Annotated in this window: 21 protein-coding genes and 1 tRNA gene; 8 read left to right on the top strand and 14 right to left on the bottom strand. The window is 35.3% G+C overall.

Annotated elements, in window-relative coordinates; translation table 11 throughout:
• Nucleotide 1: 1 nt before the first annotated feature.
• The 12 genes from leuC to atpD form a co-directional block, all read right to left on the bottom strand.
• The gene (gene leuC, locus EHC72_RS03065; RefSeq protein ID WP_131536014.1) at nucleotides 2–1,408 is read right to left on the bottom strand and encodes a 3-isopropylmalate dehydratase large subunit; all 1,407 of its coding nucleotides are present in this window, start codon (nucleotides 1,406–1,408) and stop codon (nucleotides 2–4) included.
• Nucleotides 1,409–1,511: 103 nt separating this feature from the next.
• Nucleotides 1,512–2,993: a ketol-acid reductoisomerase gene (gene ilvC / locus EHC72_RS03060; protein WP_131536013.1), complete on the bottom strand. Its 1,482-nt coding sequence runs from the start codon at nucleotides 2,991–2,993 to the stop codon at nucleotides 1,512–1,514.
• A gap of 213 nt (nucleotides 2,994–3,206) precedes the next feature.
• Entirely contained in the window at nucleotides 3,207–3,674 is a 468-nt protein-coding gene (locus EHC72_RS03055) for a DinB family protein (RefSeq protein ID WP_131536012.1), read from the bottom strand.
• A gap of 103 nt (nucleotides 3,675–3,777) precedes the next feature.
• Nucleotides 3,778–4,167, bottom strand: a complete 390-nt coding sequence (locus tag EHC72_RS03050) for a glyoxalase superfamily protein (protein ID WP_131536011.1) — start codon at nucleotides 4,165–4,167, stop codon at nucleotides 3,778–3,780.
• 12 nt (nucleotides 4,168–4,179) lie between these two features.
• On the bottom strand, nucleotides 4,180–4,815 hold the full coding sequence (ilvN, locus tag EHC72_RS03045) for an acetolactate synthase small subunit (protein WP_131536010.1): 636 nt from the start codon (nucleotides 4,813–4,815) through the stop codon (nucleotides 4,180–4,182).
• Between the two features lie 24 nt (nucleotides 4,816–4,839).
• Nucleotides 4,840–6,594, bottom strand: a complete 1,755-nt coding sequence (gene ilvB, locus EHC72_RS03040; RefSeq protein ID WP_131536009.1) for a biosynthetic-type acetolactate synthase large subunit — start codon at nucleotides 6,592–6,594, stop codon at nucleotides 4,840–4,842.
• Nucleotides 6,595–6,617: 23 nt separating this feature from the next.
• On the bottom strand, nucleotides 6,618–7,208 hold the full coding sequence (locus EHC72_RS03035; RefSeq protein ID WP_131536008.1) for an ORF6N domain-containing protein: 591 nt from the start codon (nucleotides 7,206–7,208) through the stop codon (nucleotides 6,618–6,620).
• Between the two features lie 47 nt (nucleotides 7,209–7,255).
• Nucleotides 7,256–8,938 (bottom strand): dihydroxy-acid dehydratase, encoded by a 1,683-nt coding sequence (gene ilvD / locus EHC72_RS03030; RefSeq protein ID WP_131536007.1) that lies wholly within the window; start codon nucleotides 8,936–8,938, stop codon nucleotides 7,256–7,258.
• Between the two features lie 251 nt (nucleotides 8,939–9,189).
• Nucleotides 9,190–10,080, bottom strand: a complete 891-nt coding sequence (gene ilvE, locus EHC72_RS03025; protein WP_131536006.1) for a branched-chain-amino-acid transaminase — start codon at nucleotides 10,078–10,080, stop codon at nucleotides 9,190–9,192.
• A gap of 487 nt (nucleotides 10,081–10,567) precedes the next feature.
• A complete protein-coding gene (locus tag EHC72_RS03020) occupies nucleotides 10,568–11,332 on the bottom strand; it encodes a hypothetical protein (RefSeq protein WP_131536005.1) in 765 nt (254 codons plus the stop codon).
• A 116-nt stretch (nucleotides 11,333–11,448) separates the two neighbouring features.
• Nucleotides 11,449–11,694, bottom strand: a complete 246-nt coding sequence (gene atpC, locus EHC72_RS03015) for an ATP synthase F1 subunit epsilon (protein WP_131536004.1) — start codon at nucleotides 11,692–11,694, stop codon at nucleotides 11,449–11,451.
• A 33-nt stretch (nucleotides 11,695–11,727) separates the two neighbouring features.
• The gene (atpD, locus tag EHC72_RS03010) at nucleotides 11,728–13,233 is read right to left on the bottom strand and encodes a F0F1 ATP synthase subunit beta (protein ID WP_131536163.1); all 1,506 of its coding nucleotides are present in this window, start codon (nucleotides 13,231–13,233) and stop codon (nucleotides 11,728–11,730) included.
• A gap of 270 nt (nucleotides 13,234–13,503) precedes the next feature.
• Between atpD and EHC72_RS03005 the strand changes: the two genes are divergently transcribed.
• From EHC72_RS03005 to obgE, 6 genes are all read left to right on the top strand, one after another.
• The gene (locus tag EHC72_RS03005; RefSeq protein WP_131536003.1) at nucleotides 13,504–14,172 is read left to right on the top strand and encodes a DUF1266 domain-containing protein; all 669 of its coding nucleotides are present in this window, start codon (nucleotides 13,504–13,506) and stop codon (nucleotides 14,170–14,172) included.
• 119 nt (nucleotides 14,173–14,291) lie between these two features.
• On the top strand, nucleotides 14,292–15,206 hold the full coding sequence (locus EHC72_RS03000) for an SDR family oxidoreductase (RefSeq protein WP_131536002.1): 915 nt from the start codon (nucleotides 14,292–14,294) through the stop codon (nucleotides 15,204–15,206).
• A gap of 62 nt (nucleotides 15,207–15,268) precedes the next feature.
• Nucleotides 15,269–15,733 carry a redoxin domain-containing protein gene (locus EHC72_RS02995; RefSeq protein ID WP_131536001.1) on the top strand — a complete coding sequence of 155 codons (465 nt, stop codon included), beginning with the start codon at nucleotides 15,269–15,271 and terminating at the stop codon, nucleotides 15,731–15,733.
• 98 nt (nucleotides 15,734–15,831) lie between these two features.
• A tRNA-Arg gene (locus EHC72_RS02990) sits at nucleotides 15,832–15,905 on the top strand.
• A gap of 527 nt (nucleotides 15,906–16,432) precedes the next feature.
• Nucleotides 16,433–17,002: an adenylate kinase gene (locus EHC72_RS02985; protein WP_131536000.1), complete on the top strand. Its 570-nt coding sequence runs from the start codon at nucleotides 16,433–16,435 to the stop codon at nucleotides 17,000–17,002.
• Nucleotides 17,003–17,074: 72 nt separating this feature from the next.
• The gene (gene obgE, locus EHC72_RS02980) at nucleotides 17,075–18,070 is read left to right on the top strand and encodes a GTPase ObgE (protein ID WP_131535999.1); all 996 of its coding nucleotides are present in this window, start codon (nucleotides 17,075–17,077) and stop codon (nucleotides 18,068–18,070) included.
• A 62-nt stretch (nucleotides 18,071–18,132) separates the two neighbouring features.
• Here the strand turns inward: obgE and EHC72_RS02975 are convergent, their stop codons facing one another.
• On the bottom strand, nucleotides 18,133–18,885 hold the full coding sequence (locus tag EHC72_RS02975; RefSeq protein WP_131535998.1) for a YdcF family protein: 753 nt from the start codon (nucleotides 18,883–18,885) through the stop codon (nucleotides 18,133–18,135).
• 39 nt (nucleotides 18,886–18,924) lie between these two features.
• On the bottom strand, nucleotides 18,925–19,290 hold the full coding sequence (locus EHC72_RS02970) for a YtxH domain-containing protein (RefSeq protein ID WP_131535997.1): 366 nt from the start codon (nucleotides 19,288–19,290) through the stop codon (nucleotides 18,925–18,927).
• Nucleotides 19,291–19,421: 131 nt separating this feature from the next.
• Here EHC72_RS02970 and EHC72_RS02965 point away from each other — a divergent pair, with 131 nt between their 5' ends.
• Both EHC72_RS02965 and EHC72_RS02960 read left to right on the top strand, forming a co-directional pair.
• On the top strand, nucleotides 19,422–19,802 hold the full coding sequence (locus EHC72_RS02965; RefSeq protein ID WP_131535996.1) for an OsmC family protein: 381 nt from the start codon (nucleotides 19,422–19,424) through the stop codon (nucleotides 19,800–19,802).
• A 122-nt stretch (nucleotides 19,803–19,924) separates the two neighbouring features.
• Nucleotides 19,925–21,178, top strand: a complete 1,254-nt coding sequence (locus EHC72_RS02960; protein ID WP_131535995.1) for a DUF2130 domain-containing protein — start codon at nucleotides 19,925–19,927, stop codon at nucleotides 21,176–21,178.
• Nucleotides 21,179–21,792 lie beyond the last annotated feature (614 nt).

Genomic DNA, 21,792 nt, shown 5'->3' with positions numbered 1-21,792 from the left:
ACTAAACCTCTTCCAACAACTCTCTTACATCGGTAATTTTGCCAGTAACTGCCGCTGCTGCTGCGGTTAAAGGGCTTGCAAGAAGGGTACGGGCATTTTGTCCTTGTCTACCTTCAAAATTTCTATTTGATGTAGAAACGCAGTACTTTCCTGCCGGAATTTTATCTTCATTCATTCCCAAACATGCACTACAACCTGGTTCACGTAGTTGAAAGCCTGCTGCTTCGAAAATTTTATCTAAACCTTCGTTTTTGGCTTGTTGCTCTACCTGCTTAGAACCTGGTACTATCCAAACGGTAACATTATCAGCTTTGCGTTTATCTTTCACAAAATCAGCTACTTCTCGTAAATCTTCAATACGAGAATTGGTGCAACTACCAATAAAAACGTAATCAACAGGTTTGCCGATTAATGATGCATCATCATCAAAGCCCATATAATCCAAAGCTTTTTGGTAAGAAAGTTTTTCCTTTTCTGGTTGTGCATTTGTTGCAGGAATATGTTCCTGGATGCCCATGCCCATGCCCGGATTTGTACCATAGGTAATCATTGGCGCAATATCAGCGGCATCAAAAGTTAAAACGCTATCAAATTTTGCATCGGCATCACTGTATAATGTTTTCCAATAGGCTAAAGCTTTATCCCACTCAGCACCAGCAGGTGCAAACTCGCGACCTTTAATGTAATCGAAAGTAATTTGATCGGGTGCAATTAATCCACCTCTGGCACCCATTTCTATACTCATATTGCAAATCGTCATTCGGGCTTCCATACTTAAAGCTTCAATAGCGGAACCTGCATATTCAATAAAATAACCCGTACCACCTGCAGCAGATATTTTAGAGATAATATATAAAATGATATCCTTGGCGGTAACACCTTTGCCTAACTGCCCATTAACCTCAATTTTCATGGTTTTAGGTTTCTGCTGTAGTAAACATTGTGTTGCAAAAACTTGCTCAACCTGTGAAGTACCAATACCGAAAGCAATGGCGCCAAATGCACCATGGGTAGAAGTGTGGCTATCGCCACAAACCATCGTTTTTCCTGGTAAGGTAATGCCAAGCTCAGGACCAATTACGTGCACAATTCCTTGAAAAGGATGGCCTAAACCATATAATTCGATTCCAAATTCTGCACAATTTTTAGTTAGCATATCCACCTGATAGCGAGAAAGCTCTTCTTTAATTGGCAATAACTGATTTAAGGTTGGTACGTTATGATCGGCTGTAGCAACAGTTTGTTGCGGACGAAAAACTGGTAAACCTCTTTTACGTAAGCCATCAAAAGCCTGTGGAGATGTTACTTCGTGAATTAGGTGCGTATCAATGTATAAAATATCAGGAAATCCTTCTTCACTTTTTACAACGTGTGCATCCCAAATTTTTTCTACTAATGTTTTTGACATTTTGTTAGTGTTTAATGTTTGTCAAGCTGAGCTTGTTGAAGACTTTTTAATGAATAAAAAAGAATTCCTTCGACAAGCTCAGGATGACATTCTTTTTTTTATTCTATGCTGTTTTAATTGCTTTCATTGCAGTCATTGCTTTTCTCAATGTTGCTCCAATAATTTCTACTTCGTGGTTGCGGATGGCATCGTTTACAGCAATTAAAGTTCTGTTATCAACGGCTCCATCTTTACCAGTATTAAAGTTTTTACCAACTAAATCGGCATCAACTTTTTTCATGAAATCAGCTAATAATGGTTTACAAGCCTGATCGAACAGGTAGCAACCATATTCAGCCGTATCAGAAATTACACGGTTCATTTCGAATAATTTTTTACGGGCAATGGTATTTGCAATCAGCGGGGTTTCATGTAACGATTCGTAATAAGCAGATTCAGGTTTAATACCGGCCTGAACCATAGTTTCGAAGGCCAATTCAACACCAGCTCTAACAAAAGCAACCATTAAAGTATAATTATCAAAATATTCCTGTTCGCCAATTTTAACATCACCAGCAGGAGTTTTTTCGAAAGCTGTTTCACCGGTTTCGGCTCTCCATGCCAACAAGTTTTTATCGCCATTTGCCCAATCTTCCATCATGGTTTTGCTAAACTCACCACTCATAATATCATCCTGGTGTTTTTGAAATAATGGACGCATAATGTCTTTCAATTCTTCTGAAATTTCAAAAGCTTTAATTTTAGCAACATTACTTAATCTATCCATCATGGCTGTAATACCACCTTGTTTTAATGCTTCGGTAATTACCTCAACACCATATTGAACTAATTTAGAAGCATAACCAGCATCGATACCTTTTTCAACCATTTTATCGAAAGATAAAATAGAGCCCGTTTGCAACAAGCCGCAAAGAATAGTTTGCTCGCCCATTAAATCAGATTTTACTTCGGCTACGAAAGATGATTTTAAAACGCCAGCTCTGTGGCCTCCAGTACCTACACAATATGCCTTAGCCTGTGCCAATCCTTTACCTTGTGGATCGTTTTCTGGGTGTACAGCAATTAAGGTTGGTACACCGAAACCACGAACATATTCTGCTCTAACTTCGCTACCAGGGCATTTTGGAGCAACCATAATAACCGTTAAATCTTTACGGATTTGCATGCCTTCTTCAACAATGTTAAAACCGTGCGAGTATAGTAAAGTAGCTCCTTCTTTCATTAAAGGCATAATAGCGTTTACAACCGCAGTGTGTTGCTTATCAGGCGTAAGGTTAATAACTACGTCGGCTGTAGGAATTAATTCTTCGTAAGTACCAACTGTAAAATTGTTTTCAGTTGCATTTTTCCACGAATCTCTTTTGCCTTCAATTGCTTCCTTACGTAAGGTGTAGCTTACATCTAAACCACTATCTCTTAAATTTAAACCTTGGTTTAAACCTTGCGCACCGCAACCTACAATAACCAGTTTTTTACCTTTTAGAGCACTTACGCCATCTAAAAATTCAGAACTGTCCATGAAATCGCAAACACCTAATTGGTTTAATTTTTCTCTAAGAGGTAGTGTGTTAAAATAATTTGACATCGTTTTATTGGTTAATTTCTATTTATTTTTCGGTTTATCATGATTTTCAGGATTTAACATTTTCCCTTTTTCATGGTTAATTTGTTTCTTAATTGAAAAGCAATTTTTAGTGCTTTTCGGTTATTGCAGTCCCGCTTTTTGTTTCAACCGATGAAGAATCGGTTCCACTTCAATCGGGTTTATTTAAGTCAGCTCAGTATTTCAAAGCATATTTTAGGTAATTACTTTTTTAAGTGCCCATGCATATCCATAATGCACATTATCATGCCCAACAGTAGTAATTAGTACGTCTTCTATACTATTTAGTTGTACTCCATAAGTTGCAGTAGCAAAAGGTGTAATATTTGTAAATACTCCATTTGTATAGTCTTCCATTATTTTCTCAATGCTTTTTATAGCTATTGTTTTTAATTCAGCCACTTCCTGTTCGCTTACAGTATAAGTTGGTTTTGTATCTTTTTTGTAATACTCATTAAACTTAACTGTAGATGCATCTTGCAACAAGCCTGTACGCACATAACAAAGTGTTTGGCTACTTACTACGATATGGCCAAAGTTCCAGATGATGTTATTGTTATAGCCATCCGGAATTTTATTTAATTGTTCGATAGATAAACCATCAATCAACTGAATAAATGCCTTTCGTGAGTTTATTATAAATTCAAATACTTTATCCATCATTTTATTCTTATCTGGCTAAATCTGTATGAGCCGAAGTAGCCTATTTGTTTTGCTTAAAAGATTGCTTCGTCGTTCCTCCTCGCAATGACGATTTGTCTTAGTTTTATTCTTTTTGTAATTTTTCAGCCTCGTTTAACTCCTCATTAAAAGATATTTGGTTGTTAAAAGGATCAGTAACCGTAACACACCATGTTTCATAAAACGTCTTTTCTAAGCCTGGTCTGTTATATTTATACTTTTTGTTAATAATTGATTTATGAAATTCCTTTAAGCCAACACAATTGATATTTACATGTGTTCCCGGCGTTCCATCACCATGATGCTCACTTAAATGCAATTCTATTCCACCTAAGGAAATCTGCATATATACTGGAGTATTTTCCTCAAAATGGTGTTCCCAATCTATTTTAAAGCCCAACCAGTTTACATAAAACTCAATTGCTTTGTTGTAATCGAATATTCTTAAAATCGGTCTTACTTTAATACAGTTCATGGTACTTTGACTTTACATGGTGAAAATTTTCTCGCCTTTTTCTAAAAACTCATTTTCTACCAATTCTTCACCAGGTTCAAAAGCTTCAAATTCTTTTAGTTTTTCGTGGAAACCAGCACTATCCTTAATAATGGCAACCCTAGCACTGCGTACAAATTCAATTAATTCATAAGGCTCTAAAGCTTTCACTAAGGCATCAGTTTCTTCTCTATGTCCGGTAACTGCAAAAACTGTATAGTCTTTTCTAATTACAACGGCACTTGCACCATATTGCCTTAGCAACCTTTCTACGGTTACTTTTTCTGCAATTTCATCTGTTGATACTTTATAAAGTGCTAATTCCTGCCAAATAATCTCATCGTTGGTATTGAAATAAACTTTCAATACTTCAATTTGCTTTTCAATTTGGCGAGCCAATTTTCTCACCACTTCATAACCTTCATGAATCACAATATTAAAACGGTGAATTCCATCAATTTCAGAAGGGGAGGTGTTCAAACTCTCAATATTGATTTTTCTTTTCGAAAATATAATCGCAATCCTGTTTAGCAAACCAATGCGGTTTTCGGCATAAACAGTTATCGTATATTCCTCTTTGCCATCAACTAAAGGGGCATTTTTATTTTGTAAATGATCTATTGTACTCATTTTAATTTCTCTTTAAATCGGCAATTATTTTAATCTGATTTCGCTAACACTGCAACCTTGTGGTACCATTGGGAAAACGTTATTTTCTCTACCAACCATAACTTCTAATAAGTAAGAGCCCTCATGGTTTATCATCGTTTCTAATGCCGTACGTAAGTTTGCACGTTCATTTACCATTTGCCCATCTATATAGTAAGATTTGGCTAGCGCTACAAAATCAGGACTTGTAATATTTACGAAAGAGTAACGTTTCTCATGGAATAATTGCTGCCATTGGCGTACCATACCTAAAAACCGATTGTTTAAAATCAGGATTTTTACTGCAGCACCGAACTGCATAATCGTACCCAATTCTTGCGGTGTCATCTGGAAACCACCATCGCCAATAATGGCAATTACAGTTTTATTTGGAGCGCCATATTTTGCGCCAATTGCTGCTGGTAAACCGAAACCCATGGTGCCTAAACCACCAGAAGTAATGTTGCTGCGGGTATTGTTAAATTTAGCATAACGACAGGCAACCATTTGGTGCTGACCAACATCGGTAACAATTACAGCATCACCGCCACATATTTCGTTGATATTGCGCAATACTTCCCCCATTGTCATTTCATCACCAGCAGGGTAAAGTTCAGGTGTGATGACCTGGTCTATTTCTTGTTGATTATAATCTCTAAATTTTGCTAACCAATCATCATGTTTCTTCTCTTCAACCAAATTGGTTAATAGAGGAAGTGTTTCTTTACAATCGCCCCAAACACCTACATCAGCCTTAACGTTTTTATCAATTTCTGCAGGATCAATATCTAAGTGAACAATTTTAGCTTGCTTTGCATATTTATCCAAGCGGCCGGTTACACGATCATCAAAGCGCATTCCGATGGCGATAATTACATCAGCCTCATTAGTTAAAACATTCGGGCCATAATTGCCGTGCATACCCAACATACCAACATTTAAAGGGTGAGATGTTGGAATAGCACCCTCGCCCATAATTGTCCACGCAGCTGGAATACCACTTTTATTAATGAAAGTTTTAAATTCTTCTTCCGCTTTGCCTAAAACTACTCCCTGACCAAATAAAACGAATGGTTTTTTAGCATTGTTGATTAATTTGGCTGCTTGTTCGATATATTCTACCCTAACTTTTGGTTTTGGACGATAACTGCGAATATGGTTGCACTTTACGTACGCTGGAAATTCTTCAACTTGTAACTGTGCATTTTTAGTAATGTCAATTAAAACAGGACCAGGTCTTCCGCTTTTAGCAATATAAAATGCTTTTGCTAAAACTTCTGGGATTTCTTTTGCATCCGTAACCTGATAATTCCACTTGGTAACAGGCGTGGTAATGTTAATTACATCGGTTTCCTGAAAAGCATCTGTACCTAATAAATGAGCGAAGACTTGGCCGGTGATACAAACCAATGGCGTACTATCAATCTGAGCATCAGCCAAACCTGTAACTAAGTTTGTTGCGCCTGGTCCGCTGGTTGCAAAAACAACGCCTACTTCGCCACTGGCTCTTGCAAAGCCTTGTGCAGCATGAATACCGCCTTGTTCATGACGAACTAAAATGTGTTGCAATTTATCGGCGTAGTCGTAAAGTGCATCGTAAATTGGCATGATTGCGCCACCAGGATAACCAAAAATGGTCGTTACGCCTTCCTCAATTAAGCCATTTAATAAAACCTGAGATCCAGATCCCTTAAATATATTTTTTGAGGTTTCTGCCTGTTCCTCTTTATTTTCGATTGTAATATCTTGTGCAGTTTCCATACTTATGTCTTTGCTGGTTCGATTTATTGTTTTATTTTAAACCCAATTTTTTCTCTGTCTTTCCACTTTATCTGAGCAATTTTTTCATCTATTAAGTTTTCCATTGCATCATAAAGTTCATTTAGTTGAACATCATGTTCACCAATACGTTCTTTAATTTCTATTAGCTGTTCATTAATGTTACTTTGTTTTATCAAAATTTTACGCACATCAACAAAGGCTCTCATAATGGCAATGTTCATTTTAATCGCTTTTTCGCTATTTACAACACCACTTAACATGGCTACTCCTTGCTCAGTAAAAGCGTAGGGCATTTTTCGAGTACCGCCCCAACTTGAAGTCACAATTTGTGACTTCAAGTTGGGCTGATCTTTTATCACAATTTGTGACGAAAGATTATCATTAATTGCTTCTATTTGAAATTTTATACTTTCAAACTCTTCTGAAGTTAATTGAAACATAAAATCATCCGGAAAACGCTTTATGTTACGTTTCACTGCCTGATTTAATACTTTCGTTTCAACTTCGTAAAGCGATGCCAGATCAAAATCGAGCATTACTCTTTCTCCCCTGATTTCATAAATCCTATTTTGAAGGCTTTTAATTATTTGCATAATTTATTTTTTAGTAATCAATTAATCCAGGGGATGATTTTTTGATTTTAGTATTCGTCAGTCACACAACCGCTAGCGGCATCAGAAACGGTTTTAGCATATTTATACAAAACTCCTTTGGTTACTTTTAATGGAGGTTGTACGTAATTTTTTCTCCGCACGGCGATTATTTCTTCGCTTACTTCTAACTTGATAATGTTATTTACAGCGTCGATTAAAATCCTATCTTCATCTTCTACCAAGCCAATTAAACCGCCCTTGTAAGATTCTGGAGTGATGTGACCAACCACAAAACCGTGTGTTCCACCAGAAAAACGCCCGTCGGTAATTAAAGCTACCGATTTACCCAAGCCAGCACCAATAATGGCCGATGTAGGTTTTAGCATTTCAGGCATTCCAGGAGCACCAATTGGCCCTGCATTTTTAATTACAATTACATCACCTGGTTTTACTCTTCCGGTAGATAAGCCTGCAATTAAATCATGTTCACCATCAAATACACGTGCAGGACCTTCAAATTTTTCGCCTTCTTTACCACTAATTTTTGCAACTGAACCTTTTTCAGCAAGGTTTCCATAAAGAATTTGTAAATGACCAGTTGCTTTAATTGGTTCGGTTATTTTTTGAATAATCTTTTGATCGTAATCAATAACAGATTTTACATCTGCTAAATTTTCTGCCAAAGTTTGTCCAGTTACGGTTAGGCAATCACCATGTAATAAACCTTCGTTTAATAAATATTTTAATACTGCTGGAATTCCGCCATATTGGTGCAAATCCTGCATAAGGTATTTTCCACTAGGTTTAAAATCGGCTAAAACCGGGGTTTCATCACTCATACGTTGAAAATCATCTTGAGTAACTTCTACGCCAATTGCTTTACCAATTGCAATAAAGTGAAGTACCGCATTTGTACTTCCGCCTAAAATAATAATGGCACGAATCGCATTTTCAAATGCTTTTCTAGTCATAATATCAGAAGGTTTAATATCCTTCTCTAATAATATTCTGATATACTTTCCGGCATCAATACATTCCTTTTTCTTCTCTTCGCTTACTGCTGGATTTGATGAAGAATATGGTAAACTCATGCCTAAAGCTTCAATAGCAGCCGCCATTGTGTTTGCGGTATACATGCCACCACAAGCACCAGCACCTGGGCAAGTATGCTTAATAATCCCTTGGAAATCTTCTTCAGAAAGATTGCCGCAGATTTTTTGTCCTAAAGCTTCAAATGCAGAAACAATGTTTAATTCTTCCCCTTTATAATGCCCCGGAGCGATAGTACCCCCGTAAACCATAATAGATGGGCGATCCAAACGAGCCATTGCCATAATAGCACCTGGCATATTTTTATCGCAACCTGGAATGGCAATTATGCCATCGTAATATTGTCCGCCACAAATGGTTTCAATACTATCAGCAATAACATCACGGCTCACTAAAGAGTAACGCATACCATCCGTTCCATTGCTCATTCCATCACTCACACCAATGGTGTTAAAAACCAAGCCGACTAAATCATTCGCCCAGACCCCTTTTTTAACGTCTTTTGCAAGGTCGTTTAAATGCATGTTGCAAGTGTTACCATCGTAACCCATACTTGCAATACCAACCTGTGCTTTTGCCATATCAGCATCGGTTAATCCGATTCCATAAAGCATTGCTTGCGCCGCAGGCTGTGTTGGGTCTTGTGTAAATGTTTTACTGTACTTGTTTAATTCGCTCATTGTTTAATATGTAATGTTCTGGTTTTGTTAGTTTTTTAATTTTTGAGGCAAAAAAAAACCGCCTCGTTTCGGAGGCGGTTTCGATATTGTATATTTTACTATTATACGCAACGACTTCCACCTCTATTTCTAGAAATGACAATAATTAGGTTGCTAATAATGTTTGTGTTAAAATTCATGTCTTTGACTGTGAATCACAAACATACTAACTTATTGAAGAATACAAAGAACTATTTTAAAAAATAAATGTGTTATATAATTACCTCATAGTTAACCTTTTCTAATACTAGGTTTTTGTAAGCACGTTGGATGGTGTAGCCTAAAGATTCTCGCCAAAGCGGACGATAAACTACTTCATCAATTGAGGCCACGCCTGCAATTTCTGTTGCTGTACCACATAAAAAAGCACTATCAGCAGTTTTTAAATCCTCAACGGTAAGCTGCTTTTCAATACATTCTATATCCAAAACGGCACAAAGTTCTTTAACTGTAGCTCTGGTAATTCCTGGTAAAATATTTCCTAATGATGGAGTGTATAGCTTGTTATTTTTCTCAATAAAAATATTAGCACCAGAAGCTTCTGCAACAAAACCATGCATATCCAAAAGCAAAGCTTCATCATAACCTTTAATGTTAGCCGCAGTGGTTGCTAATATCGAGTTTACGTAATTTCCGCTCAATTTTGCTTCCATTGGAGTCGATTTTGGATTCGGTCTTTCGTAATCAGAAATAGTTAAGTTTAGTAGCTTATTGCCAGAATAGGCATCCCATTCCCATGCACATATTAAGATTGAAACACCACTTGGCTCATTCAATTTCATATTTGGATGGCAAAAAACTAGCGGACGGATATAAGCATCCTTCAACTTGTTTAGTTGCAGGAGTTTATAAGTTGCGGCAATTAGTTCATTTTTATCCCATGGGAAAGGAATATTCGCTAATTGGCACGAACGTTCTAAACGATCGAAATGCGCAGCGGCTTTAAAAATCCGGTTGCCGTTGTGTGTTTTGTAGGCTCTTATTCCTTCAAAAGCGGCATAACCATAGTGTAGCGACTGCCCGTAAAGATCGGTGCTACTATCAACAGCTTTTTCAAACCGCCCGTCAAGGTAAATGATCGTGTTAGAATTATAATATTTCATTATACACGTGTTTTGTTGTTTAAAAAAAGCGCCTCTTTGTGGGAGGCGCTCGCTTATATTTTAATTTTAAAAATTACTTAAACTGCGCCTGCTTTTTACCCGATAAAATATTTAGGAGTAGTAGGTTAATTAAAATGACAGGCAATAACACAATATTTCTTACTGCGTTAACAGTAGAATTTATTGAATTTATGTTGCTTAGAATTGTCATTACTTTATTGATTTGTTTATAAAACCAATTTAGTTTTTGGTCTATTAATAAGCAAGGGAAAATAAAAAAAAATGAAATAAGAATATAATTCTGTTTTTTAGACTAAAAACATGTATAAAATTTTGATTATTGGTTGTGATAGTGATTTAATGCCGATCGAAGTAGACTAAATATCGAATCGGTATACGGTATAAATATTATGCTTGCATTATAAATTATCCAATTTTCGGCGTAAAATAGATTTGTCTTCGAGAAAAATGGATTTTTTAAGCTTCATTATGGCTTATTTTTTAATTCAATATTAGGGAAGAATTTTTCAATTGCAGGATTTTTGTAGCCCATCATTTTCATTCCGTAAAACCACCGGTCTTGGATGCTAATTAAATTACCTTCAAATTCATAACCAGGCAAAAGTCTGGAAAAGAAGTTCTCTTTTTTTAAAAGTTTTTCAAGTTTAATTAATGAAGAGGAGCTAAGCTTTTGATAATAAGGTTCAATCAGGTTTTGTTCTTTGAGTAGTAAATTTCCATCCCAAGTTTGGGCTTTTTGTCCTGTTAATGGAGGTTGCTCATAAAGTAATTTTAAGTCTGCCCATATATCATTAAATATAATTTGATTTCCTTCTGCTACAAAAGCTTTAATTTCAAAGTTGGAACTGCCACTAATTTCTGCAGCATTAGTTAGTAAGTTCTCTAATTTTTTTGTGGTTGTGGCTGCTGCAAATCCCCATTTGGTTTCAAATCCTGCTGAATCTGTTTGGTGTTGATACCATTTATAAAAATCAGATCGCTCTGTAATGTTTCTATATTCTTTAAAACCATTTATCTTTTTAATATTGGTTTTGTTTGCATTTTTCCAAACAGCGTTTTTTTTTTGTCTATCGATTTTTAACCAGTTTCCATCGGTTCCATCGTGCTTTCCGTTAGGGTTAGCGGCTAAATATTCATTAAGGCTATTGTATTCCACAAAAGATGCTGCCTTTGATAAGGCAATGGAGAATATTAGACAAAAGAAAATAAGTAGAATTTTATTCCTTAGCATATTTAGCTGAACCAATTATATTAAGGTACGATTAAATAGGAAGTTAGGATTGGTTTTAAAATAAAAAAGCCTCCAGACTTGCATCTGGAGGCTTTTGAAAATAAATTGATTAGTATTTAAGCAATACCTTCTGCAAGTACCACAATTTTGTTGTGGATAGCTTCTACAACGCCACCTTTAATAAAAAAGCGTTCTTCGTCTGTTTTATTGCCTTTGATGATAACTTCTCCATCTTCTAAAGTTGAGATGATAGGGGCGTGGTCTTTCAAAATTTGAAAAGAACCCAAAGTACCTGGAACGGTAACGGCTACTACTTCACCTTCGTAAACTTTTTTATCTGGAGTTAATATTTCTAAATTCATCTTTTATAAATTGAGTATCAAAGTAATTCGATACTAGTTATTCGCTTCTGCTAATAATTTTTTACCTTTTTCGATTGCATCTTCGATGCTACCAACTAAGTTAAATGCAGCTTCAGGATACTCATCAACTTCACCATCCATAATCATGTTAAATGCTTTGATGGTATCTTTAATATCAACTAATACACCTTTTAAGCCTGTAAATTGCTCAGCTACGTGGAAAGGTTGAGATAAGAAACGTTGAACACGACGAGCTCTGTGTACAGTTAATTTATCTTCTTCAGATAACTCATCCATACCAAGGATCGCGATAATATCTTGTAATTCTTTATAACGTTGTAAAATTTCTTTAACACGTTGAGCAGTGTTATAATGCTCATCACCTAATACTGCTGGTGATAAAATACGTGATGTAGAATCTAATGGATCTACAGCTGGATAAATACCTAGCTCAGAGATTTTACGAGATAATACAGTTGTTGCATCTAAGTGGGCAAAAGTTGTTGCCGGAGCCGGGTCAGTTAAATCATCCGCAGGAACGTAAACGGCCTGTACAGAAGTAATTGAACCACGTTTAGTTGAAGTAATACGCTCTTGCATTAAACCCATCTCAGTTGCTAATGTTGGTTGGTAACCTACCGCAGATGGCATACGACCTAATAGAGCCGACACCTCAGAACCTGCCTGAGTAAAACGGAAGATATTATCAACGAAGAAAAGAATATCTTTTCCAGCGCCTTCGCCATCACCATCACGGAAATATTCAGCAACAGTTAAACCCGATAATGCCACACGAGCACGTGCACCAGGAGGCTCGTTCATTTGACCGAAAACCAAGGTTGCTTTACTATCTTTTAATTTTTCAGTATCAACAGCTTTCAAATCCCATCCGCCTTTTTCCATTGAGTGTAAAAACTCATCACCATAGTTGATTACACCAGATTCGATAAACTCACGAAGTAAATCGTTACCCTCACGAGTACGCTCGCCCACACCAGCAAATACTGATAAACCAGCGTAAGCTTTAGCGATGTTATTTACCAACTCCATGATTAATACTGTTTTACCTACACCAGCACCACCAAATAATCCAATTTTACCACCTTTTGCATAAGGCTCTAATAAATCGATTACTTTAATACCTGTGAAAAGTACTTCAGTTTCTGTTGATAAATCTTCGAACTTAGGAGGAGTAGCATGGATAGGATTACCGTTGCTGTTATCTAAAGTATTGATACCATCAATAGCTTCTCCAACTACGTTAAATAAACGACCTTTAATTTGATCGCCAATTGGCATTTTAATCGCTGAACCAGTGTCAACTACTTCCATTCCGCGAACTAAACCATCAGTAGAGTCCATCGCAATAGCACGTACACGGTCTTCACCTAAGTGCTGCTGAACCTCTAAAACAATTTTTTGTCCGTTTTCTTTTTTGATTTCTAATGCATCAAAAATTTTAGGTAGATGGGCATCATTAGCAAAGCTAACGTCAACCACTGGGCCGATAATTTGTGCTATTTTTCCTAAGTTAGGCATATCTGTTGTGAGTAAAATTATTACAGTCAATGAATTAAAGCTGTTTATAAGGGCTCCAATTCGGTTGGCAAAGTTAAACTTTTCTTAACGAATTTTAAATATATTATATAAATTTTTTTAACAGTTTTTTTGAGCCAAAATTTTACGTCTTTAAAGCCCTCAATTTAAAACTAAAACACATAGGTTAATACACTAATTTGCCTTTGAATTTTGGCGCAATAATTGTCGCCATTTTATTAGATAATCAACTGTAAACTAATAATTAAAATTATGAAAAAAACGCTTTTACACAGCTTAGCTATTGCTTTGTGTGTTTCTTTTGCATCATGCGGGGGTAATAAACCTGCTGATGAAACTAAGTCTGAACAAGGTACTAAGGCCCAAACCGATCAACTTAAAGATGATAAACTAAGTAGTTTTATGCTAGGTGGTGTTTATTTTATTGAGGGCTATGGTGGGCAAAGTGCTGTTAATGGAATGATTACTAGTAATGAAAAGGATGAAATTGTGGCATCTTATAAGGAGTTGTTAGAGTTTCCATTTAAACCAGGTGCAGACTCTCCTGCAATTAAAAGTACATTAAAAAGCATGTGGGATATTAATAATAAAGAGGATTTGATAAAAACTTTAGGTGAACTTAAAGCTGGGAACGTAGAAAAAAATGCCCACAGAGCATGGGATTATGCCCGATTGGTTAATAATGCATGTATGGGGTATGCCGCAGGTTACTTAACAAAAGATGAGGCTGAGAAATTTATAACCGAAGTTTTGCCGCTTGCTAAAAAAGATTTCAAAAATTGGACAGATTATTATGCAGATTTTAATGCCGGTAGAAAGGCTTGGGGCGGTGATCCAAGTGGGGACAAACGTTTTGAAGATACTTCGAAAGAAATATTAAAGGGCGATAAAAGTATTTACCAGATTTTACCTTTAAACTAAAGAATTTTGATAGCATAAAATTAAACCCAAATCTTTTAATTAAGGTTTGGGTTTTTTAATGTTTTAAAAAAAGCATTTTTTACATTTGAACCTAATAATCGAATATTTTAATGGTTGGTATGAAAACAGTTTTAGTAACCGGAAGTAATGGTCTTTTAGGACAGAAATTAACGGAAAAAATTTTAAATGAAGGTCGGGTAAAACTTATTGCTACAAGCAAAGGTGCTAACCGTTATCCTATGAGTGATGGTTTTGAATATGCCGAATTGGATATACTTAATAATCAGCAGGTAAAAGACGTAATTGAAAGATATAAGCCTGATGCGATTATTCATACTGCGGCGATGACAAATGTTGATGTGTGCGAAGCCAATAAAGAACTTTGCCATCAGCTTAATGTAGATGCCGTTCAAAACTTGATCTCGCTTTGCGAAACACATAAAATACAATTAGTGCATTTAAGTACCGATTTTGTTTTTGATGGTGCCGATGGGCCATACACAGAAGAAGATGCTGTAAATCCATTGAGTTATTATGGGGAGTCAAAAGTTTTGGCTGAAGAACTTATTAAAGCTTCGAAAGCGAACTGGGCAATTATACGTACTATATTAGTGTATGGAATTACAAGTGATATGAGTAGAAGTAATATTGTGCTTTGGGCTAAAGGTGCATTGGAAAAAGGATTGCCTATTAATGTAGTGAACGACCAATGGAGAATGCCAACTCTTGTAGAAGATTTAGCAGAGGCTTGCTTGTTGGCTGTAGAAAAAGATGCACAAGGGGTTTACAATGTTTCGGGCAAAGATTACATGAGTATTGCTGATTTAGTTAGAAAAGTTGCCGATTATTGGCACTTAGATAAAAGTATTATGAGTGAAATCAGTTCTGAATCTTTAAATCAAACCGCAAAAAGACCAGTACGTACTGGTTTTGTTTTAGATAAAACAATTAAAGATTTAAACTACAAGCCACATTCTTTTGAGGAAGGATTGGCAATTGTTAATGAGCAGATGAAAAAAGTTCAGTCTAATTAATCAAATAATGGTAAATTAATCGTTATCAATTTATACAATTACAATAATTAAACCACACAAAAATGGCTTTACAAGTTGGCGATCAAGCGCCGGATTTTAAACTTTACAGTTCTGAATTGACAGAAATTTCATTGGCAGCATTTAAAGGTAAGAAAGTGATTATTCACTTTTTTCCGATGGCTTTTACAGGTACCTGCACTGAACAATTGTGTACAATGAGAGATAATTTTAGTTATTATGAAGGTATAAATGCAGAGGTGCTTGGTATTTCTGTAGATTCTCCTTTCTCTTTGGCTAAGTTTAAGGCAGAGCAAAACTATCAATTCCCTTTATTATCTGATTTTAACAAAGAAGTTTCTAAAGCTTTCGGTGCATATTATGAAGAATTTGTGTACGGATTGAAGGGAGTTTCTAAAAGAGCAGCATTTGTAATAGATGAGAATGGAAAAATTATTTATGCCGAAATTTTAGAAGATGCACGTGAGTTGCCTGATTTTAAAGCAATTAATGATGTGTTGAGTGCTTAAGTAATTTGGTTAGATTAAAAAAAGTGATTTTTTTTCAAAAAAAATTGGGAAATTAAATTTCAAATCTTACTTTTGCAGTCCGTTAACGAAACGGAAATGCATTTGTAGCTCAATTGGATAGAGCATCTCACTACGGATGAGAAGGTTTGGGGTTCGAATCCCTACAAGTGCACTTAAAGCCTTAGAGAAATCTAAGGCTTTTTTGTTTCCAATCTTCTTCAGTTGCAATCATGCAATTGCAAAATTTCTTTTAAAAGGTAAATAAACTTGGCATTTTAACAGGATTCCTTCAAATAAATAATCATTTTTAACAGCATCTAAATTAATAATTATATATTTGCAGCCTTGAAAGGATAGTAGGACATTAATTAGCGGATGTGCCTGTTATTAAAGATAGATACAAAAGGGAATAGAGTTGGAACGTAACAATTATCCTTTCAGATTAATGTATCAATAAACGTGAAAATGTGTTGATATGCTAGAATGGTTTTTAACATTAAAACTCAATAATTATTGGGTAGTTTGCTTAAACCATTTGATTTATTGAATAGAAATTAATTTAGGCTTAATAGTTAAATTCTGTTTTATAGATTCGATTTTATTAAATCATTCATTAAAGCAGCTTGTAATTTTAACATTTGAGTTTATACTTTTGGTAAGGCCATGGTAATATGGTCTTTAAATTTTAAGATACCTTTAATGCTTAATTTAGTTCTTTTTGGCCCTCCTGGGGCGGGTAAAGGCACCCAATCTGAAAAGCTGATTGCAAAATATCAGTTGGTACATGTTTCAACAGGTGATCTTTTTAGAGCACATGTAAAGAATCAAACCGAATTAGGAAAAAAAGTTAGTCAATTGCTTGCTGATGGAGAATTGGTGCCAGATGCGATTACCATTGCAATGCTGGAAGAGGAAGTGGATAAAAACCCTGATGCTATAGGTTTTGTTTTTGATGGTTTCCCACGTACAGTTCCTCAGGCAGAAGAATTAGATTTATTTTTAGAACGTAAAGGAAGCAAAATTGCTGGTGTTATTGCTTTAGATGTAAATCAGGACGAGTTAACAAAGCGAATTGCTGAACGTCATAAAGTTAGTGGAAGACCAGATGACGACGCTGAAAAATTGAAAAAACGTATTTCAGAATACTTTGATAAAACAATTCATGTGTTGCCATATTATGAGGCACAAGGAAAGTTGAATAAAGTAAATGGGATTGGTGAAATAGAAACAGTATTTAATGATCTTTGCGCTGTAATTGATCAATACTAATTAATAAGAGTTTTTGTAAATGGCGGAAAGGATTCTATTTTTTCCGCCATTTTTATTTAAAAAAGAAATAATATGTCTCAGGGTTCAAATTTCGTAGATTATGTAAAAATTTGTTGTCGTTCTGGTAAAGGCGGAGCAGGTTCTGCACACTTGCATCGCGATATTTTAACATCAATGGGTGGGCCCGATGGTGGTGATGGAGGTAGAGGCGGTCACATTATTGTTAAAGGAAATAGTAACATCTGGACTTTATTACATTTAAAATATCGTAAACACATTATTGCTGAAGACGGCTTGGCAGGTGGAAGTTCACATAAATTTGGTCGCCAGGGTAAAGATGAAATTCTAGAAGTTCCACTTGGAACCATAGCTAAAGATGCTGAAACGGGAGAAGTGCTTTTTGAAATTACTAAAGATGGCGAAACTCAAATTTTAACGGCTGGTGGTCGTGGCGGTTTAGGGAATGCTCACTTTAAAACTTCAACTTTGCAAACACCAAGATTTGCGCAGCCTGGAGAAACAGGAAAAGAAGTTTGGAATATTTTAGAGCTTAAGGTTTTGGCTGATGTAGGTTTAGTTGGGTTTCCAAATGCAGGAAAATCAACGCTACTTTCAGTGGTTTCAGCTGCTAAACCAGAGATCGCCGATTATCCTTTTACTACGATTGTGCCCAATTTAGGGATTGTTAGTTATCGCAATAATAAATCTTTTGTAATGGCTGATATTCCTGGAATTATCGAAGGAGCATCAAAAGGTAAAGGTTTAGGGTATCGTTTTTTACGCCATATAGAACGTAATTCAGTTTTACTTTTTATGGTACCAGCTGATACCAGCAGAAGTATAAAAGAAGAATACGAGATATTAAAAAGAGAACTAGAATCTTACAATCCAGAGTTGATGCAGAAACCACACGTTTTAGCGATTACAAAATCGGATATGCTGGATGAGGAATTAACCGAAGAAATGAAGAAAGATTTACCTAATGTGCCTTCTATATTTATTTCTTCTGTGGCAGAAAAAAACCTGCTCGAATTGAAAGATATGCTTTGGAAAGCAATTGAAGGATAGATTTTAACTTCACAAAATAATAAGAACGGATTCTGAACTCAGGATCCGTTCTTGTTTTATAACTATTTTTTACTTCTAAAAGTATCCACAATTAAGCCGCACCATTCCTTTAAAATTAATTCCCATTTAACTAATGCATCTGCACTAGGAATTAAGAAATCATTAAAATAGTATTCAGTTTCTCCAAGGTAATTGGTAGGATAATAGGATAAATCTTTACCAAAAACGGTGTTAAAAATTAACTTGGATCTTGGTATATGCCAAGCACTTGTAATAACCAAAACACTTGCATTTGCTTTGTACTTTTGGATAATAGCATAACTATTTTTACCATTTTCTACTGTATTTCTACTTTGGTTTTCAATTAAAATATCAGCATCAGGAATGCCTATTTCCCTTAAATAGTTAATTGTTAAATCGGCCTCCTTAACTTTTGTGTTAATCAAATTGCCACTTCCTCCAGAAATTAAAATCTTACTTATTTTACCTTTTTTATAAAGCTTAATGGCTTGAAAAAGTCTATCTCCACTAAAATTAAATTGGGTTTGATTGTTGCGTTCATTTATTCCTGAAAACCCACCTAAAACAATTCCCACATCAAATTTTTTGTCTATTGGATATTCAGCCTCGTAAGCATTAAATACTTTGCCTACTAAATAAGAATTAGCAAATACAAAAAGAAGAATAAAAGCTGTTAAAATAAGTGGTTTTCTTTTTCTTCCATTTTTTGAAAAAAGAGCAATTAAAAGTAAAATGGATATCCAGACAATTGGTTTAAGAAAAAAGAAAAGGATTTTAGAAAGGATAAAAAGCATGGATAAAATTAAGATTTAAATTCTGCTTTTGAATCATTCTTACCCTTGTCCTTCTTGTACCTGGGTATTTTGGTGTGCATCTTCCAATATTGCGCTTATGTCTGATTTTTTTCTTGCCGTTTTTGTATGCTTAAAATGAGGCACTTCGTGCTCTACAATATCTGCTTCTACAGCTTCAACACCAAATACTTTTTTTCTCAGCTCTTCATATCTGTCTTGAAAATTATATTTTAAATCTTTGGCTTTATCTGCAAGTTTTTCTCTGGTTTCCGCTCCACTATCTGGCGCAAATAAAACACTAATTATAGCACCGGCAGCTAAACCGGCAACTAAGGCAATTGCAACCTGTGCATTGTTGTTTGATCTTTTAATAAGATGTTTCGTTAACATTTTTCTGTAATTCATAGTCGGTAGTTTTAAAAAGAACAAATGCTATTTCATAAAGTTTTTAATAAATTATTATACAGTGTTTTCGATATTTTAATTCGAAATAAAGAATCGATATTCTTAAATTTAAAAACTTACGAAACAGATAAATGGTAAAAGCAACAATAAATAAGGAGCATTATGCATGCTCGGTTACAAATGGATCTCATGAGGTTATAGTAGATGAACCGATAGAATTGGGTGGTACACATAAAGGTTTTGCTCCAAAAGGCTTGCTAATGGCCTCTTTAGCATCTTGTGTAGCCATTACATTAAGGATGTATGTTGATAGAAAGCACTGGCTAGTTGAAAAAATAGATGTAACTGTAACTGCTGAAATAGAAAACGGTGAAAATGTATTTGTAGAGGAAATTGTTTGCACCGGGGATTTAACTGATGAGCAGAAACTTAGGTTAGAAGATATTGCCTCAAAGTGCCCGGTAAGTAAAATATTAAGTTTTGGAAGCCTAATTAAATCAACAGTTTTATAAAGTCTAATTCGTGTAAGAAATCCAATATGCAAAAGAGTTCTTAATCCCGCAATGATTATCAATTAAAAAGCTTTAATATCTTTGTATAGCCACGCAATCGCTACGGTAAAAAATATAAATACATGCCAACTGAAATAAAATGTCCTAATTGTGCCCACGTTTTTCCTATGGAAGAAGCAATGGCTGAAGATTATAAGAAAGAGCTTAGAGAGAAAATGGTCACCTTCACCAAGCAAAAGGATGAAGAATTTCAACGTAAGTTGGCTACCCTCGATGCAGAAAAACAGCAACAACTAAAATCTTTCGAACTAAAACTGGCTGAAGAAAAAACAAAGCTAAAAGGTGATTTAGAAGAGAATTTACGAAAAACTATTGCTGCTGATTTTGAAACAAAACTTCAGATGCTTGAAGGTAATGCTAAAGATAATGCAGAAAAGTTAAAACTTGCTCGTGAAAAGGAAATCGAATTTTTACGTAGAGAAGAAAGCCTGAAAGTAAAAGAAGAAGAAATGGAACTTGCATTTCAGCGTAAAATGCAAGAGCAACGTAATGAGTTGGTTGAGCAAATTCGTAAACAAGAAGCAGAAAAAAACAGCATTAAAGATACCGAGCATCAGCTGCGCTTAAAGGAGCTTGAAAAGCAGCTAGACGATCAGAAAAAGCTTGCAGAAGAAATGAAACGCAAGGCCGAGCAAGGTAGCATGCAGTTGCAAGGAGAGGTTCAGGAATTAATTTTAGAAGAATTATTGAGGAGTAATTTCCCTTTCGATTTAATTGAAGAAGTAGGAAAAGGTGTTCGTGGTGCGGATTGTGTGCAAGTGGTGCGTAATCAATTTGGACAAGAAAGTGGAAAAATTATTTATGAAAGTAAACGTACCAAAGATTTTGGTGGTGATTGGATTGAAAAACTGAAGAAAGATATGCGAAGTATGGGCGTTGATGTAGCTGTTATCGTTAGTCAATGTTACCCAAAAGGTATGAGCAGTTTTGGACAGCGTGATGGCGTTTGGATTTGTTCTTTTGAAGAAGTTAGTGCTGTGGCATATGTGTTGCGAGATGGCATTTTACGTTTATCAACGGCAATGAAATCGCAAGAAAACCGTGGAGATAAAATGCATATGCTTTATGATTACCTTACGGGAGCAGAATTTTCTGAGCAGTGGAAAGCCATCAGAGAAGGATTTATGAGTATGAAATTATCCATTCAGCGAGAACGTGATGCAATGGAACGTTTATGGAAAGCCAGAGAAAAGCAATTAGAAAAAGTATTATTAAATGCTACACACATTAGAGGATCGATAGAAGGGATTGCAGGAAGCGATAGCATACAGCTAAGCTTAACGGATGATGATGACGAAACTTTGCTTTTAGATTAACCTTTGGGATTGGTGGAATAAAAAATTCTTAATTAGATAAAGTCTATGGTAAAAAACTAAGAAACTGTTTAAATTTTACTAAATATTTTACTCCGTCACCCTGAATTTATTTCAGGGTCTTTTAAGATAGATTCTGAAACAAGTTCAGAATGACGATCATTTTTTTTATACAAGATTTAAACAGTTTCTAAGTATTAGCGTTAACGATGACAGCGGCATCCTCCGATTTTTTCTATCGGAGATACAGCGAACAGCGTGTGAAAACGCCCAAATAAATTTTATTCAATCAGAAATTAAAACAAAATTATGATAATGGTTTGAAGCACAAGGTTCTGTACTGATCGGTTACTTCGCTCCTGCTTTACATTGTAGTCCCGATAAAAAAATCGGGAGCTGCCATTCCAATCAGGGCTATTGAACAAGGATTATATTTAAATGTTACATCTCTTACATGAGACTTTATATCAGTTAATATGTTATGGCTCTTTTTAAGTTTTTTTTGAATTTAAAAACTACTCTGAAAACTCAAAAAGATGTGTTATGAAATATAAAATAGTCTATATAACTTTAATTGATACCAAACTCTAATTATAAAATAAATAATAAATATTAAA

Source organism: Pedobacter nototheniae (assembly GCF_004335085.1).
GTDB lineage: Bacteria > Bacteroidota > Bacteroidia > Sphingobacteriales > Sphingobacteriaceae > Pedobacter > Pedobacter nototheniae.
Note: the sequence above shows the minus strand (reverse complement) of the source record. Positions and strands in the feature narration are given on the sequence as shown.

What these genes read in the sequence shown, in the direction of transcription:
- leuC (WP_131536014.1), bottom strand. Translation starts at nt 1,408, where the DNA reads ATGTCAAAAACATTAGTAGAAAAAATTTGGGATGCACACGTTGTAAAA.
- ilvC (WP_131536013.1), bottom strand. Translation starts at nt 2,993, where the DNA reads ATGTCAAATTATTTTAACACACTACCTCTTAGAGAAAAATTAAACCAA.
- EHC72_RS03055 (WP_131536012.1), bottom strand. Translation starts at nt 3,674, where the DNA reads ATGATGGATAAAGTATTTGAATTTATAATAAACTCACGAAAGGCATTT.
- EHC72_RS03050 (WP_131536011.1), bottom strand. Translation starts at nt 4,167, where the DNA reads ATGAACTGTATTAAAGTAAGACCGATTTTAAGAATATTCGATTACAAC.
- ilvN (WP_131536010.1), bottom strand. Translation starts at nt 4,815, where the DNA reads ATGAGTACAATAGATCATTTACAAAATAAAAATGCCCCTTTAGTTGAT.
- ilvB (WP_131536009.1), bottom strand. Translation starts at nt 6,594, where the DNA reads ATGGAAACTGCACAAGATATTACAATCGAAAATAAAGAGGAACAGGCA.
- EHC72_RS03035 (WP_131536008.1), bottom strand. Translation starts at nt 7,208, where the DNA reads ATGCAAATAATTAAAAGCCTTCAAAATAGGATTTATGAAATCAGGGGA.
- ilvD (WP_131536007.1), bottom strand. Translation starts at nt 8,938, where the DNA reads ATGAGCGAATTAAACAAGTACAGTAAAACATTTACACAAGACCCAACA.
- ilvE (WP_131536006.1), bottom strand. Translation starts at nt 10,080, where the DNA reads ATGAAATATTATAATTCTAACACGATCATTTACCTTGACGGGCGGTTT.
- EHC72_RS03020 (WP_131536005.1), bottom strand. Translation starts at nt 11,332, where the DNA reads ATGCTAAGGAATAAAATTCTACTTATTTTCTTTTGTCTAATATTCTCC.
- atpC (WP_131536004.1), bottom strand. Translation starts at nt 11,694, where the DNA reads ATGAATTTAGAAATATTAACTCCAGATAAAAAAGTTTACGAAGGTGAA.
- atpD (WP_131536163.1), bottom strand. Translation starts at nt 13,233, where the DNA reads ATGCCTAACTTAGGAAAAATAGCACAAATTATCGGCCCAGTGGTTGAC.
- EHC72_RS03005 (WP_131536003.1), top strand. Translation starts at nt 13,504, where the DNA reads ATGAAAAAAACGCTTTTACACAGCTTAGCTATTGCTTTGTGTGTTTCT.
- EHC72_RS03000 (WP_131536002.1), top strand. Translation starts at nt 14,292, where the DNA reads ATGAAAACAGTTTTAGTAACCGGAAGTAATGGTCTTTTAGGACAGAAA.
- EHC72_RS02995 (WP_131536001.1), top strand. Translation starts at nt 15,269, where the DNA reads ATGGCTTTACAAGTTGGCGATCAAGCGCCGGATTTTAAACTTTACAGT.
- EHC72_RS02985 (WP_131536000.1), top strand. Translation starts at nt 16,433, where the DNA reads ATGCTTAATTTAGTTCTTTTTGGCCCTCCTGGGGCGGGTAAAGGCACC.
- obgE (WP_131535999.1), top strand. Translation starts at nt 17,075, where the DNA reads ATGTCTCAGGGTTCAAATTTCGTAGATTATGTAAAAATTTGTTGTCGT.
- EHC72_RS02975 (WP_131535998.1), bottom strand. Translation starts at nt 18,885, where the DNA reads ATGCTTTTTATCCTTTCTAAAATCCTTTTCTTTTTTCTTAAACCAATT.
- EHC72_RS02970 (WP_131535997.1), bottom strand. Translation starts at nt 19,290, where the DNA reads ATGAATTACAGAAAAATGTTAACGAAACATCTTATTAAAAGATCAAAC.
- EHC72_RS02965 (WP_131535996.1), top strand. Translation starts at nt 19,422, where the DNA reads ATGGTAAAAGCAACAATAAATAAGGAGCATTATGCATGCTCGGTTACA.
- EHC72_RS02960 (WP_131535995.1), top strand. Translation starts at nt 19,925, where the DNA reads ATGCCAACTGAAATAAAATGTCCTAATTGTGCCCACGTTTTTCCTATG.